Raw genomic sequence first — 14,009 nt, 5'->3', positions numbered from 1 at the left:
TCTCTCTCAGCGCCCCGCAGCGGCCGTGGCCAGCGCGGAGAGGGTATCGTCCAGGCGCGGCAGCTCGGCAGCCTTCATCCCGGTCTGGGCCTGTTGCAGCACCGTGGCTGCCGCCTGCGTGCGGCGCGAGGCCGGGTCGAAATACTTGTTGAGCGCCGTGGTGGCTGCGGCCAGGTCGGCGCGCGCCGAGTCGAACTGGCGCGCCAGCACGCCCAGGCGCGCATTGAGCAGCTTGAGTTTCAGGTTCTCGCGCAGGAAGAAGGTCTGCTCGGGCGCGAGCAGGATGGCCTCGGGTTGGTCCACCCGGCTCACGCGCACCAGGCTGCGGGCCTCGTCCCGCACCACCTCCCAGCTGCGCTGCAGGGTGGCTTGCCACCAGGGCAACTCGGCCCCGGCTGCGGTGCCACCGGCAGAGCCCGGCGCAGCGGGAGACAGGCCCAGGCGCTTCGTGGACGCGGCCTGGGCCACGGCATTGAGCACGGGCAGTTCGTCCACCTGGCGCACCAGATCATCCAGGCGGGCCAGCAGGCCGGCCGTGTCGGTCACCACGGCGCGGGTCAGGCGATCGAGGTCGCGGTTGATGGCGCGCTGCACGGGGGTCAGGCGTGGCTGTGCGGCGCGCTCGATGCGCTGGTCGGCGCTTTTGAGGGCGGCCACCAGAGGGTCCAGGCTGCCGGTGAGCTGGGACTGTTGCTGCGCCAGGCGCACGGCCGATTCGATGTCCACCACCAGGTTTTCGTCGCGCGAGCGCGACAGGCTCTGCATCAATTCTTCGAGCTGGCTGCGCTGCAGCGCCACTTCACTCACACGGGCCTCGGCCACCGAGAGGCGGGCGGCGGTCTCGCGCACCAGTTCCTCGGCCTGGCGGGCCATGGTGCGTGCCTCGATGGCCAGCGCTCCGGAATCGGCCGACTGGCGCGCCAACTGCTCCTGGATCACGCTCAGTTTCTGCCACAGCAGGCCACTGCTGGCCACGGCGGCCACGGCCAGCACGCCCACCAGCAGGGTGGGCAGGCTGCTCCCACGAGGGGCGACGGGGGTAGCGGGGGCTGCGGCGGGCAGGTCGTTGGGGGGCGCGGAACTCATGGGGCCGATTCTATCGAGGCCACCACGTCTTCCAGCGCCGGCCGACACTCCCTTACATGGCCAAAGCCCATGGCGCGGGCGGTCTGGGCGATGCGCGGGTGCGTGGCCAGGGCCCGTGCAGCCGTCCAGGACCGGCCGGGCAGGGCCTCGGCCAGGTTTGCCACCGCCTCGGAGCTGCTCAGCAGCCACAGCGAGCCGTCCTGGGTGGTAGCCTCTGCCAGCGCGGTCTGCTCGGGGGTGAAGCTGGGCGCGCCGCGTTCGTAGGCCACAGCCCAGTCCACCTGGCCGCCTGCGGCCTGCACCTGGCGCGCCAGCCAGTCGCGGCCCGAACCCTCGGAGGATTCATGCACCCCGGCCGAGCGACCGCGCACGATGAGCACGCGGTCCCCGGCCCGGATCTGGGGCGCCACCTGCTGCCACAGCGATTCGGAGTCGAACTGCGCGGCATCGGCGGCGGGGCCATCGATGGCGGCAGGCGGTACGCCCAGCTGTTCCAGCGCGCGCGCCGTGCCTGGCCCGGGGGCCCATGCACGGGTGCCGGCCGGCAGGGGCAAGGCCCCCCCGTGCAGAAAATACAGCACCGCATTGCTGCTCACGAACATCAGCGCACGGTAGCCAGGGGCCTGGGCCAGTCGTGCGCGGGCTTCGGCCAGGGCCTGTACGGCCTGTGGGTCGGTACAGGGGCCGATGGCGATCAGCGGCAATGCCGTGGCGGCCAGGCCGCGCGCGAGGAGCTGTTCCACCCACTGGGCCGCCTCGCGCTCGGGGCGCGTGACGATCACCCGGGGCGCCGTGGCGGCCATGTCAGCCGGCGGCAGATGCCGGGTCCAAGCCCCGGGCACCGCCCGCGCGCAGGCGGCGGGCGATTTCGTCACCCAACGCCTCGGCCTGGGCCAGGGTGGCCACGGGGGCGCTGGCATGGGCGCGCACCAGCGGCGCATGGGCATCTTCGGGGTCGCCCCAGGCCGCATCGAGCTGCAGCGTGCCGTCGGCGCCCAGGGTGCCGTGCGCTGCCAGGGGCATGGAGCAGCTGCCGCCCATGGCGCGGCTCACGGCGCGCTCGGCGGCCACGGTGAGCCAGGTGGCCTGGTGTGCCAGGGGCTCCAATGCGGCGATGAGGTCCAGGCGGTCGCTGCGCACCTCGATGCCCAGGGCACCCTGGCCGGCGGCGGGCAGCATGGTGGCGGGCTCGAAAGCCAGGCGGATGCGTGATTCGAGCCCCAGGCGCTTGAGGCCTGCGGCCGCGAGCACGATGGCGTCGTACTGGCCTTCGTCGAGCTTGCGCAGGCGCGTATCAAGGTTGCCGCGCAGGGGTTCGATGCGCAGGTCGGGCCGCAGGGCCTGCAGCAGCACCTGGCGGCGCAGGCTGGAGGTGCCCACCACCGCGCCCTGGGGCAGTTCGTCGAGCGAGGCGTAGCGGGGGGAGACGAAGGCATCGCGCGGGTCCTCGCGCTCCATCACGCAGGCCAGGGCAAAGCCCTCGGGCAGCTCCATGGGCACGTCCTTGAGCGAATGCACGGCGATGTGGGCACGGCCTTCTTCGAGCGCGACTTCCAGCTCCTTGACGAACAGGCCCTTGCCGCCCACCTTGGACAGCGATTTGTCCAGGATCTGGTCGCCCTTGGTGGTCATGCCCAGCAGCTCCACGGTGTGGCCGCGGGCCTGCAGCAGGGCCTGCACATGCTCGGCCTGCCAGAGGGCCAGGCGGCTTTCGCGCGTGGCGATCACGATGGGGTGGGGCAAAGGGCGGCTCAAGTTCGTAACCTGTTTGTAATTATTCAGGGGCGGGCGATGCTAGCATGCGCCCGCACCACCCGTGCAGGACGCCGCCCCCATTCCCGGAGACTACCGCATGAGACGATCCGACAAGGACCAGCCCCTGATTGACGACATCCGCCTGCTCGGCCGCATTCTGGGGGACGTGATCCGGGACCAGGAGGGCGTGGCCGCCTACGAGCTGGTGGAGCAGGTGCGCAAGCTCTCGGTCGCCTTCCGCCGCGACGCGGACCAGGAGGCCGATCGGGCGCTCAAGAAGCTGCTCAAGACCCTCTCGGGCGACCAGACGGTGAGCGTGATCCGCGCCTTCACCTACTTCAGCCACCTGGCCAACCTGGCCGAAGACCGCCACCACATCCGCCGCCGCGCCGTGCACGAGCGCGCGGGCGACACGCAGGAGGGCAGCATCGAGGTCGCCCTGTCGCGCCTGCGCTGGGCTGGCATCGCGCCCAAGACCATCTCGCAGACCCTGGCCGGCAGCTATGTGGCGCCGGTGCTCACGGCCCACCCGACCGAGGTGCAGCGCAAGAGCATCCTGGATGCCGAACGCGACATCGCCCAGTTGCTGGCCGCGCGCGACGACATCCAGGTGCGCGCCCAGTTGTACAACACCGCCAAGGACGCGCTCACCCCGCGCGAACTCGCCGCCAACGAAGCACAACTGCGCGCCCGCGTGGCCCAGCTGTGGCAGACGCGCCTGCTGCGCTACAGCAAGCTCACCGTGGCCGATGAGATCGAGAACGCGCTGTCGTATTACGAGGCCACCTTCCTGCGCGAGATCCCCAAGATCTATGCCGACCTCGAGACCGAGCTCGGCCAGTACCCGGTGCACAGCTTTTTGCGCATGGGCCAGTGGATCGGCGGCGACCGCGACGGCAACCCCAACGTCACCGCGCAGACCCTGCAGTACGCCCTGGGGCGCCAGGCCGAGGTGGCCCTGCGCCACTACCTGACCGAGGTGCACTACCTGGGCGGCGAGCTGTCGCTGTCGGCCCGTCTGGTGCAGGTATCGGCCGAGATGGAGGCCCTGGCCGCGCGCTCGCCCGACACCAACGAGCACCGCCAGGACGAGCCCTACCGCCGCGCCCTGACCGGCGTCTATGCGCGCCTGGCCGCATCGCTCAAGGAACTGACGGGCGGCGAGGCGGCGCGCCATGCCGTGGCCCCGCAGAACCCGTACGTGAGCGCCGAGGCCTTCCTGGCCGACCTGCGCGTGATCGAGGCATCGCTCAAGTCGCACCATGGCGAGGCCCTGGCCGCCGAGCGCCTGCACCCGCTGATCCGCGCCGTGCAGGTCTTCGGCTTCCACCTGGCCACGGTGGACCTGCGCCAGAGCTCCGACAAACACGAGGAGGTGGTGGCCGAGCTGCTGGCCACGGCGCGCGTCGAGACGGCGTACTCCGCGCTGTCCGAGACCGACAAGCGCGCGCTGCTGCTGCGCCTGCTCAACGACGCGCGCCCGCTGCGCGTGGTGGGTGCCAGCTACTCGGACCACGCCCGGGGCGAGCTGGCCATCTTCGAGGCGGCGCTGGCCATGCGCTACCGCTACGGGCACGAGGCCATCCGCCACTACATCATCAGCCACACCGAAACGGTGAGCGACCTGCTCGAAGTGCTGCTGCTGCAAAAGGAAGTGGGCCTGATGCGCGGCACGCTGGACGGCGATGCGCGCAATGACCTCATCGTGGTGCCGCTGTTCGAGACCATCGAAGACCTGCGCAATGCCGCGCCCATCATGCGCGAGTTCTATGCCCTGCCCGGCGTGGCGGGGCTGGTGCACCGCAGCGGCAGCGAGCAGGACATCATGCTCGGCTACTCCGACAGCAACAAGGACGGAGGCATCTTCACCAGCAACTGGGAGCTGTACCGCGCCGAGATCGCGCTGGTGGAGCTGTTCGACGAGCTGGCCACCAACCACGGCATCCAGCTGCGCATGTTCCACGGCCGCGGCGGCACCGTGGGCCGCGGCGGCGGCCCGAGCTACCAGGCCATCCTGGCGCAGCCGCCCGGCACCGTGCGCGGCCAGATCCGCCTGACGGAGCAGGGCGAAGTCATCGCCTCCAAGTACGCCAACCCCGAGATCGGCCGGCGCAACCTCGAAACCCTGGTCGCCGCCACGCTCGAGGCCACGCTGCTGCAGCCCACCAAGCCGGCCACCAAGGCCTTCCTGGAGGCGGCCTCGCAGCTCTCGCTGGCCAGCATGGGGGCCTACCGCGCGCTGGTGTACGAGACTCCGGGCTTCACCGAGTATTTCTTCAACTCCACGCCGATCCGCGAGATCGCCGAACTGAACATCGGCTCGCGCCCCGCATCGCGCAAGGCCAGCCAGAAGATCGAGGACCTGCGCGCCATCCCCTGGGGCTTCAGCTGGGGCCAGTGCCGCCTCACGCTGCCGGGCTGGTTCGGCTTCGGCGCGGCGGTCGATGCCTTCGTGAACGCCGAGGGCAAGGACCCCAAGGCACAGCTTGCGCTGCTGCAGAAGATGTACCGCCAGTGGCCGTTCTTTCGCACCCTGCTGTCCAACATGGACATGGTGCTGGCCAAGAGCGACCTGGCCCTGGCCTCGCGCTACAGCGAACTCGTCACAGACGCGCGCCTGCGCAAGAAGGTCTTCAGCGCCATCGAGACCGAATGGCACCGCACCGCCGAGGCGCTCACGCGCATCACCGGCGACAAGCAGCGCCTGACGCACAACGCGGCCCTGGCACGCTCCATCAAGCACCGCTTCCCGTACATCGACCCGCTGCACCATTTGCAGGTCGAGCTGGTGCGCCGCTGGCGTGCAGGGCAGGGCGACGAGCGCGTGCAGACCGGTATCCACATCTCCATCAACGGGATCGCGGCGGGGCTGCGCAATACGGGCTGAGCTGGTCGGGCCGAGCTGGTCCGGCCACTTTGCCATCCCGGTGCCTGCCTGCTAGCATGGGGCTGACCGCAGTGCGCGGCAGGGAGGGCATGGTGTGGGCATTGGTATCGCGGCCCTGAAGGTGCGGCTGTCGCTGCGGCTGCAGGCGGTCGCGCGCGCCGACTCCATGCGCGCCATCCGCGAGGGACTGCTGTGGGTGCTGCCCTGCCTCATGGTGTCGGCGGTGTTCCTGGTGTCGTCGGTGCTCACGCGGATGCTGGGCCTGCCCACGCAGACCACGGACCTGCTGGCTGGCCTGCATGCCGAGATCAGCCGCATCCTGCCGCTGCTGATCGCGGCCTCCATCGGCTACATGCTGGCCATCCGCCACAGCCTGCCGCGCCTGCCCGTGGCCTTCCTGTGCTTTGTGTACGTGGCGCTGGCCGCCTACCTGCTGCGCGGGCACCCGCGTGCCGCCGCCACGCTGGTGCTGTTCATCGCCATCGCCTCGCCCATCGTCAACGTGCCCCTCATGGCCCGGCTGATGCGGGTGCGCTGGCTGCAGCTGTCGCGCGGCTCGCTGGTCAGCGACAACGTGGAAGATGCCATGAACATGGTGTTGCCCGGTGTGCTCACGGCCGGATTGCTTGTCGTGGTGCTGACGCTGCTGCAGCAATGGTCGGGCCTGGCGCACTGGAGCCTGCCCCTGGATGTGGTGGACCCGGACCGGCCTTACCTGAATGCCGTGGCGATCACGGGCATGAATTCGCTGCTGTGGTTCTTCGGCATCCATGGCTACCATGCCTTGCAGCCGCTGTTCCAGGTGCTGGAGCTGGCCGTGGGGTGGAATGCCATCGAGGTGCTGGCAGACCAGCCACCGCCCTACCTGCTCAACGCCGGCCTGCTGGGGGCTTTCGCCTTCATCGGCGGGGCGGGGGCCACCCTGTCGCTGGTGGTGGCCGTGCTGTGGCGTGCGCGCAGTCCCGGCCTGCGCCTGCTGGCCCTGGCCAGCTTGCCCATGGCCCTGCTGAACGTGAATGAGCTGCTGCTGTTCGGCATTCCCCTGATACTGAATCCGCGTCTGCTGCTGCCGTTCATCCTCGTGCCGGCCGTCAACGCCTGCCTGGCGCTGGGCGCCGTGCAGGCGGGCTGGGTGCCGGTGGCCACGATGGCAATGCCGCTGAATGCCCCCGTCCTCTTCAACGCCTACGCCAGCACCCAGGGCTCCTGGCCAGCGGTGGTGCTGCAGCTGGCACTGGTGCTGCTGGGGGCCTGCATCTACGCGCCGGCGGTGCGGGCGCTGGAGCGCCACAACGCCACCACGGTGCACCTGCCGGGGCTGGACACCACGTTCTCGCGCCTGCAGGAGCAGGGCCGCCTGTATGCCAGCGACCCGGTGGTCCTGGCGCAGCAGCGGCAGGCCGGCCGCGAGGAGCTGCTGGCCCAGGTGCGCCGCATGGGCGAGTACGAGTTCTTCCTGGAGTACCAGCCCCAGGTGTCGCCACGCACGGGCGAATGCGTGGGTTGCGAGGCGCTGCTCAGGGCCCGCGATGGCCGGGGGCGCACGCAGTCACCGGGGGCTTTTCTGGCGTGGCTGACCGAGGCCGGGCTCATGAAGGATGTCGACCTGTGGGTGGCCGACGCGGCCCTGCAGCAGTACCGGCGCTGGCGCAGCGCGGGCTTCGAGTTGCCCATCTCCATCAATGTCACCGGGCCCACGCTCATGTCGGCAGCGCACTGCCAGCGGCTGGTGGCGTTGATAGCGCCTGCCGGCGGCTGCATCAGCGTCGAACTCACCGAGGATGCGCTGGCCGCCGACATGGGCCAGATGCGCGACGCCATCGCCCGCATCCACGCCGTGGGTGCCCAGGTGGCCATCGACGACTTCGGCACCGGCTATTCCTCGCTCAGCTACCTGCACGCCTTTGCGGTGGACACCATCAAGATCGACCGCAGTTTCGTGGTGGCCAGCGCCGACCCCCGGGGGGCTCGCCTGCTGCAGGGCCTGCTGCATTTCTGCCAGAGCCTGGGGGTCGCCATTGTGGTGGAGGGGGTGGAGACGCTGGAACAATTGCAGGTGCTGCCCGCAGACATGGACCTGCAGGTGCAGGGCTGGTACTACGGCCGCGCGATGGGGGCCGACGACCTGCCGGCGTTCGTGCAGCGCTGTACGCTGGCCACCGCCGAACAGGACGCCAGCTCTGCCTCAGTCTCCTAAAAGTTCTCCCACCGCCTTGAGGTCCTCCACCCGGTCGCAGACCGCCTTCACGGCCATCATGACCGGGATGCCCAGGAGCAGCCCCCACAGCCCCCAGAGCCAGCCCCAGGCGAGCACGCTGACGAACACGGCCACGGGGCTCATGCTGCTGGTGCGGCTGGTGAGCCAGGGGGTGAGCAGGTTGCCGATGAGGGTGTGGATGACCAGCGATGCGCCGCCAATGGCCAGGGCCATGTCGATGGTGCCGAACTGCAGAAAGGCCACCAGCGCCGACGCGCCGGCCGTCAAGGCCGAACCGATGTAGGGCGCGAGGTTGAGCACGCCGGCCACCACGCCCCACACCGCCGCATTCTCCAGCCCCAGCGCCCAGTAGGCGCAGCCCGTGGCCACGCCCACCAGGATGCTGGTGAACACCTGCACCAGCAGGTAGCGCTGGATCTGGCCGGTGATGTCGTCGAGCACCTGCATGGTGATGTTGCGCCGCTCCAGGCTGCTGCCCGCAATGCGCACCAGCTTCTGGCGGAACAGGTTGCCCGAGGCCAGCGCGAAGTAGGTCAGGAACACCACCACGGTGAGCTGGCCCACGGCCGATACCAGGCCCATGGTGCCGCTCCACAGGTAGTCGCGGATGTTGAAGGGCGGGCGCTCCACCACCACGCGCTGCACGCCGCGCCGCGCGGGGGTGGCGGCGCTGTTCTCGGCAGCAGCCTGTTCGATCTGGGCAGCGGCCTTCTGCATCGTGTCCAGCGTGCTGGGCATGCCCGCGCGCGCGCGCAGGTTGTCGCGCACCTTCTTGGTCGCGACGGGCAGCGAGTCGACGAGTTGCACGGCCTGGTCGCTCAGGGACCAGGCCATGCTGGCCATGCCGCCCACGATGGCAATCAGCAGCAAGGCCGCACCCAGGGGGCGCGGCAGGTGCCAGCGGCGCAGGATGTTGACGGCAGGGCGCAGTGCCGTGGTCAGCAGCAAGCTCAGCATCAGGGGGATGAACACCGCGCTGGCCCAGTGCAGCAGGGCCACGCCGGCAAACAGGGCCAGCAGTGCCAGGGACAGGTTGCGCACGTCCACCGGCATCTGCAGCATCAGCGGGCTGAGCGTGGCAGGGGTCGCCGCAGCCGGCGAGGCGGCCAGGGTAGCGGCCTCGGGCGGGCTGGCAGCGCGGTCGGGCCCCGGCTCCGGTTGTGGATCGGTGGGGCCGGGCGTTGCCTGCGGGCCTCCCGGCGCTGTGCCTTCGCACGTGTCGGCAGCTGGCGGCTGCTGCGGCAGGGCCGTGGGTGGAGCGTTGGGATGGGAGGGGGCAGGCACGGCGGTCATGCGGGGATTGTCACGCACTGTGAGCAAATGTTGTGTAGGCGCTCGTCCAACGCGCAGCCTGCATGCCGCCCAAAATACAACGCGATTGCCTCGTTATTCGCGCGATGGGGGCGCCACCGGGCCGCTAGCATGGCTGCATGCAAGTTGAACCATTGCCTGGCGGTCTGCCGCAGGGCCCATCCCAAGGACGGCTGCCCGCCGGGGCAGTGACCGCGCACGGCGATGTCCGTGCCCGAGCGGCCGTGCACCGTGTGGTCGTGCCGCTGTTGGCGGTGGCCTCGCTGCTGGCGGCCGGTTGTTCGTCGCTGGACGTGCCGCGCGCCGACAACTACCCGGCATCGAACCAGAAGAAGGCGCGTGCCGTGCACCACTGGGACGTGCTGGCCGACGATGTGGCCACGCGCATCACCGGCAAGATCCGCGACTGGCCCGCGGGCGAGCACCCCATCTACGTGTCTGCCTCGGGCGACACCAGCTTCAACAACGGCTTTCGCAAGCTGCTGATCACCCGCCTGCTGGACCGGGGCGTTGTGCTCACCAACCAGCCCTCGGCCGTGACACTGGCGTTCGAGACCCAGCTGGTGCAGCACCCCACCCGTGTTTCCAACAGCCTGCCCATGCCCTGGACCCGGCTGGCCCTGGGCGTGGGCGTGGCGCGCGACTGGGCCCACCGTGCGCCCGGCGCCGGCTCCATCGTGGCCGGGACGATCGCGATCGGGGCGCTGGCCGATGCCGCGCAGTACACCACCGACGGCCCCGCCGCAGGCGGCCCCACGCGTACCGAGGTGCTCATCACCACGTCGCTGGAAAGCGGCGATCGCTACCTGGCCCGCACCTCCGACGTGTACTACATCGAGCAGGACGATGCCGTGCTCTACCAGGTCCAGCAGCCGCCACCACCTCCACCCCCGCCGCCACCGCCCACCCCGGTCAAGACCTGGCAGGTGGTGAGCCCGCCGGTCATGATGATGGTGGCGCCATGAAGCGGCGCACCCTGCTGCGCACGGCCGGCGCGCTGCTGCCGGTGCTGGCCCTGCCGGGCTGTGCCTCTTACTACTACGGCGACAAGGCCGGTGGCGGTGGTGGCGGGCTGATGGACCTCATCACCCCCTCGACCATCGAGCGCAACCACCGCGCGGCCGATGCGCTGCTGCTGCAGGCTCCGCTGGACCCGCAGCATGCGGTGCTGGTGGCCACGCTGGTGAATGTGGACCGGCTCAATGAATCCTCGCGCCTGGGGCGCATTTTTTCCGAGCAGATCGGCTCGCGCCTGGTGCAGCGCGGCCTGCGCGTGACCGAGCTCAAGCTGCGCGAGAACGTGGCCATGCAGCGCGGCACCGGCGAGCTGCTGCTCTCGCGCGAGGTGCGCGAGGTCAGCCGCGCGCACGACGCGCAGGCCGTGGTGGTGGGCACCTACGCCGTCTCCACCACCACGCTGTTCATCAGCCTGAAGATCGTCAACCCCGTGGGCAACACCGTAGTGGCCGCGCACGACTATGCGATGCCGGTAGACGAGAACGTGCGCTCGCTCCTCGCGGCGCGGTAGGCCTCAGGTCGGCAGGAATCTCTTTCCAGCAAAAAGCCCCGCGCGGAGAAACCGGCGGGGCTTTGTCATTCTTGTGCAGTCCGGCGTTGCCGGGCTGAGGGTCAATGCAACATCAGGGCGCCAGCGTTCTTGCTCTTGCCGGCGCGGGCGGGCGGGTTGCACAGGCCGCAGGTGTAGTGGCGGTTTTCATAGAGTTCGGTCACAAACTGGCCCTTGCAGTCAGAGCACTGGGTGCGGGTGAGCATGCCGGCGTCCACGAACTTCACCAGGCGCCAGGCGCGGGTGAAGGACAGCAGGGGTTCGATCTCGGCCGTGGTGACCTGCTCGTTGTACAGGCGGTACGCCTTGGTCAGCAGTTCCACCGAATCCAGGTCCACGCCCTTGGACAGGTATTCGTAGATGTTCAAAAACAGCGAGCTGTGGATGTTTTCCTGCCAGGTCAGGAACCAGTCGGTCGAGAAGGGCAGTTGGCCTTTCGAAGGCGACTTGCCGGCGATCTCCTTGTACAGGCGGATCAGGCGTTCGTACGACAGCGTGGTTTCGGACTCCAGCACCTGCATGCGGGCCCCCATGCCGATCAGCATCGCAGCGCGCTCGATCTGCTTGGATTCGTTGAGAACGCTCTTGGCTGGGGCTTTGGCGGCAGGCGTGGTCATGGCGGGCTTTCGGAAGGGGCGGTGAACAGGAAGGGCTGCAGAAAGGTGCGGGGCTTCAGAGCACTTCCGACACGCGGCTGGCCATCAGGATGTTGGCGTGCAGGGTGTTGGTGGCTTCGTTGCCCACCTTCTTGGCCGTGTGGTTGGTCAGCAAGCTCCACACCAGGTTGTCGTCCACGCGGAAGCTGCAAAGAAGCGTGTTCCGGGAGGCCAGTTTGAGCACTTGGGCAGCCGACAGCGATGCCAGAATATCGGCAGCGTCTTCGTTCATGCCCAGGCGGAACACTGCTTCCGCCTTGTCATGGCGAATCAGATTCTGCGCCAGCATCAGGTAGGTGAGGTTGGCTTCGCGGATTTCGGCGAGCAGCTGTTCGTTGGTCATGGCGGTGGTTCCTTTGTTCCAGTTCCGGGTCTGCGCCTTGCCATGCTGTTTGCATGTTCTGCGTGATCCGTTGAAATGGATTGTGAAACCGGGCCAATCAAAAATTAAGTCGGCGCAGCTCTGTGCAGCGTGTCTGGTTCCGAGGTGGTACTTGTAGGAATTTGCCTTACAAGAGCCCAAGCCCCGGTCCTGCCTGCAAGAGTGCTGCGGCCTGCTGCCGCAGAGGGGGAAAACGGCCGCAGGCCGCTCAGCCGCGCTCCACCGGGCGCGAAGAATCGCTCACCCATTCGCTCCAGCTACCGGCAAAAAGCGATGTTTTTCCGAGCCCAGCGACCTCCATGGCGATCAGATTGGGCAGGGCGCTTACGCCGCTGCCGCACTGGTGCACCACGCTGGCCGGGTCGCGCCCTGCCAGCAGGGCGTCGAACTCGGCGCGCAGCGCCGCCGCGGGCTTGAACTTGCCATCGGGCCCGATGTTCTCGACGAAGGGGCGGTTCAGGGCGCCGGGGATGTGGCCGGCCACCGGGTCAAGCGGCTCCACTTCGCCACGGTAGCGGGGTGCGGCGCGTGCATCCACCACGGTCTGGCCGGGCTGCTGCAGGTTGGCCAGCACGTCGCTGGCCGTGGCCAGGCGGCGCAGTGGTTCCTTGAGCTCGAAATTCGACTGGAAGTGGGCGGGCTCTTCGCCGCTGGCGATTGCGCCGCCCGCGGCCTGCCAGGCCTGCAGGCCGCCATCGAGCACGGCCACGGCGTCGTGGCCTGCCCACTTGAGCATCCACCACAGGCGGCCGCAGTAGTTGGCGCCCTGGCGGTCGTACACCACGGCCTGCATGCCGTTGGCAAAACCCACGCTCGACAGCCAGATGGAAAAGCGCTCGCGGCTGGGCAGCGGATGGCGACCCCCCGATGCGGGCATGTCCGCCTCCTGGGCCGTCAAGACGGTGCCGGAGGCGCCGGGCACGCCATGTTTCGCACTCAAATTTTCATTGAGATCGGCATACACCGCGCCCGGGATATGGGACTGGTCGTACTGCTGTGCACCTGCGCTCGACTGCATGAGGTCGAAGCTGCAGTCGAACACCATCAGCGGCGCGCCGCTGGCGATCAGGGCTTGCAGTTCGGAGGCGGAGATCAGGGTGGTGTAGGTCATGGCAGCGGTGGGGCTATTGGCTGAGGGATGTCCTGCATTGTGTCAATGGTTGGTGTCCACAGTCGTATCAATGTTCTTCCGCAGGGGTTCCAGGCGCGGCGCGGGCGCGCAGCACGGTGGCCGCGATGCCGCTGCCCACGATCAGCACCATGCCGGCCCAGGCGATGGGCGGCAGTACGTCTCCGAACAGTGTCACGCTGTAGATGGCTGCGAAGACGATGCCCGAATACTGCAGGTTGGCCACCACCAGCGTGCCGCGCTGCGTCTTGGCGCTGGCATAGGCCTTGGTCATGCACAACTGGCCGCCCGCAGCCAGGATGCCGATGGGCAGCAGCCACAGGGCCTGCCAGCCAGGCCACACCGAGGTGCCCGTGAACAGCAGGGCCACGCCGCCGGCCACCGCCGAGCCCACCGCGAAATAGAACACCGTGCGCGATTCAGGCTCACCCAGGCGCGAGAGGGCCACCACCTGCATGTAGGCAAACGCGGCCGACAGGCCCGACATCAGCCCGATCATGCCGGCGAAGGCCTGGTTCTGGTCCAGACTGGGGCGCAGCATCATCACCACGCCGACGAAGCCCGTGAGCACGGTGACGATCAGCGTGCCCTGCAGCGCCGGGCGCGGCGTGGCGGCCGAGGGGCGCCACGCCAGCAGCGTGCCGCCGACCAGGAAGGCGGCAATCCACACGCTGCTCATGTAGTTCAGGGTCATGGCAGTGGCCAGGGGCAGGTGGGCAATGGCATAGAACCAGGCACCCAGCGACATCACCCCCACCAGACTGCGCCAGGCGTGCATGCCCGGGTAGGCGGTGCCCAAGGTGACCTTCTGCGAGCGCGCCAGCAGCCACAGGATGGCCATGCCGATGAGGCCGCGGTAGCAGACCAGTTCGGCCGAATTGAAATAGGCCGAAGCGATCTTCACGCACACCCCCATGCTCGCAAAGAGGAACGCGGCCAACACCATCCAGAGGGCTTGCATGGGGAAATGGAATTCGAAAGTGAAAATAGCTGCCGTGCTTGAAGGCCAAGCAATGGC

At 68.9% G+C, this 14,009-nt stretch carries 12 protein-coding genes; 4 read left to right on the top strand and 8 right to left on the bottom strand.

All coding sequences use genetic code 11. The features are described 5' to 3' along the window. Positions 1–6: 6 nt before the first annotated feature. Genes ASE31_RS08830 through hemC form a run of 3 tightly spaced genes read right to left on the bottom strand, consistent with a single transcriptional unit; the run spans position 7 to position 2,841 of the window. Positions 7–1,086: a uroporphyrinogen-III C-methyltransferase gene (locus ASE31_RS08830; protein WP_057201276.1), complete on the bottom strand. Its 1,080-nt coding sequence runs from the start codon at positions 1,084–1,086 to the stop codon at positions 7–9. After that, on the bottom strand, positions 1,083–1,889 hold the full coding sequence (locus tag ASE31_RS08825) for a uroporphyrinogen-III synthase (RefSeq protein ID WP_057201275.1): 807 nt from the start codon (positions 1,887–1,889) through the stop codon (positions 1,083–1,085). Before ASE31_RS08825 ends, ASE31_RS08830 begins: the two co-directional genes overlap by 4 nt. A 1-nt stretch (position 1,890) precedes the next feature. Then, positions 1,891–2,841 (bottom strand): hydroxymethylbilane synthase, encoded by a 951-nt coding sequence (gene hemC, locus ASE31_RS08820; RefSeq protein WP_057201274.1) that lies wholly within the window; start codon positions 2,839–2,841, stop codon positions 1,891–1,893. A gap of 97 nt (positions 2,842–2,938) precedes the next feature. Here hemC and ppc point away from each other — a divergent pair, with 97 nt between their 5' ends. After that, complete coding sequence (gene ppc / locus ASE31_RS08815; RefSeq protein ID WP_057201273.1) at positions 2,939–5,728, top strand: phosphoenolpyruvate carboxylase; 2,790 nt, start codon at positions 2,939–2,941, stop codon at positions 5,726–5,728. Between the two features lie 166 nt (positions 5,729–5,894). Beyond that, positions 5,895–7,925 carry an EAL domain-containing protein gene (locus tag ASE31_RS33010; RefSeq protein WP_369819445.1) on the top strand — a complete coding sequence of 677 codons (2,031 nt, stop codon included), beginning with the start codon at positions 5,895–5,897 and terminating at the stop codon, positions 7,923–7,925. On the opposite strand, the gene ASE31_RS08805 is transcribed toward ASE31_RS33010, so the two are convergent. After that, on the bottom strand, positions 7,914–9,239 hold the full coding sequence (locus ASE31_RS08805; protein WP_082604082.1) for an AI-2E family transporter: 1,326 nt from the start codon (positions 9,237–9,239) through the stop codon (positions 7,914–7,916). The two genes, ASE31_RS33010 and ASE31_RS08805, sit on opposite strands and share 12 nt — an antisense overlap. Positions 9,240–9,376: 137 nt before the next feature. Between ASE31_RS08805 and ASE31_RS08800 the strand changes: the two genes are divergently transcribed. Both ASE31_RS08800 and ASE31_RS08795 read left to right on the top strand, forming a co-directional pair. Then, complete coding sequence (locus tag ASE31_RS08800) at positions 9,377–10,222, top strand: hypothetical protein (protein ID WP_235514367.1); 846 nt, start codon at positions 9,377–9,379, stop codon at positions 10,220–10,222. Then, positions 10,219–10,785, top strand: a complete 567-nt coding sequence (locus ASE31_RS08795; protein ID WP_057201272.1) for a FlgO family outer membrane protein — start codon at positions 10,219–10,221, stop codon at positions 10,783–10,785. Before ASE31_RS08800 ends, ASE31_RS08795 begins: the two co-directional genes overlap by 4 nt. Positions 10,786–10,886: 101 nt before the next feature. Here the strand turns inward: ASE31_RS08795 and flhC are convergent, their stop codons facing one another. From flhC to ASE31_RS08775, 4 genes are all read right to left on the bottom strand, one after another. Further along, positions 10,887–11,441 carry a flagellar transcriptional regulator FlhC gene (flhC, locus tag ASE31_RS08790; protein WP_057201271.1) on the bottom strand — a complete coding sequence of 185 codons (555 nt, stop codon included), beginning with the start codon at positions 11,439–11,441 and terminating at the stop codon, positions 10,887–10,889. A 55-nt stretch (positions 11,442–11,496) separates the two neighbouring features. Continuing rightward, entirely contained in the window at positions 11,497–11,823 is a 327-nt protein-coding gene (flhD, locus tag ASE31_RS08785; RefSeq protein WP_007853391.1) for a flagellar transcriptional regulator FlhD, read from the bottom strand. Positions 11,824–12,070: 247 nt separating this feature from the next. Beyond that, positions 12,071–12,973, bottom strand: a complete 903-nt coding sequence (locus ASE31_RS08780) for a sulfurtransferase (RefSeq protein WP_057201270.1) — start codon at positions 12,971–12,973, stop codon at positions 12,071–12,073. Positions 12,974–13,040: 67 nt separating this feature from the next. Next, complete coding sequence (locus tag ASE31_RS08775; protein ID WP_057201269.1) at positions 13,041–13,952, bottom strand: DMT family transporter; 912 nt, start codon at positions 13,950–13,952, stop codon at positions 13,041–13,043. Between the last annotated feature and the right edge of the window lie 57 nt (positions 13,953–14,009).

This window comes from Acidovorax sp. Root217, assembly GCF_001428645.1.
Taxonomy (GTDB): Bacteria; Pseudomonadota; Gammaproteobacteria; order Burkholderiales; family Burkholderiaceae_C; genus Acidovorax.
This window is presented reverse-complemented; position numbering and strand designations above follow the sequence as displayed.

Excerpts from the sequence above, each read along its gene's own strand:
- ASE31_RS08795 (WP_057201272.1), top strand. The coding sequence starts at position 10,219 with ATGAAGCGGCGCACCCTGCTGCGCACGGCCGGCGCGCTGCTGCCGGTG.
- ASE31_RS33010 (WP_369819445.1), top strand. The coding sequence starts at position 5,895 with ATGCGCGCCATCCGCGAGGGACTGCTGTGGGTGCTGCCCTGCCTCATG.
- ASE31_RS08800 (WP_235514367.1), top strand. The coding sequence starts at position 9,377 with ATGCAAGTTGAACCATTGCCTGGCGGTCTGCCGCAGGGCCCATCCCAA.
- ASE31_RS08825 (WP_057201275.1), bottom strand. The coding sequence starts at position 1,889 with ATGGCCGCCACGGCGCCCCGGGTGATCGTCACGCGCCCCGAGCGCGAG.
- ASE31_RS08830 (WP_057201276.1), bottom strand. The coding sequence starts at position 1,086 with ATGAGTTCCGCGCCCCCCAACGACCTGCCCGCCGCAGCCCCCGCTACC.
- flhD (WP_007853391.1), bottom strand. The coding sequence starts at position 11,823 with ATGACCAACGAACAGCTGCTCGCCGAAATCCGCGAAGCCAACCTCACC.
- ASE31_RS08775 (WP_057201269.1), bottom strand. The coding sequence starts at position 13,952 with ATGCAAGCCCTCTGGATGGTGTTGGCCGCGTTCCTCTTTGCGAGCATG.
- ASE31_RS08805 (WP_082604082.1), bottom strand. The coding sequence starts at position 9,239 with ATGACCGCCGTGCCTGCCCCCTCCCATCCCAACGCTCCACCCACGGCC.
- ASE31_RS08780 (WP_057201270.1), bottom strand. The coding sequence starts at position 12,973 with ATGACCTACACCACCCTGATCTCCGCCTCCGAACTGCAAGCCCTGATC.
- flhC (WP_057201271.1), bottom strand. The coding sequence starts at position 11,441 with ATGACCACGCCTGCCGCCAAAGCCCCAGCCAAGAGCGTTCTCAACGAA.
- ppc (WP_057201273.1), top strand. The coding sequence starts at position 2,939 with ATGAGACGATCCGACAAGGACCAGCCCCTGATTGACGACATCCGCCTG.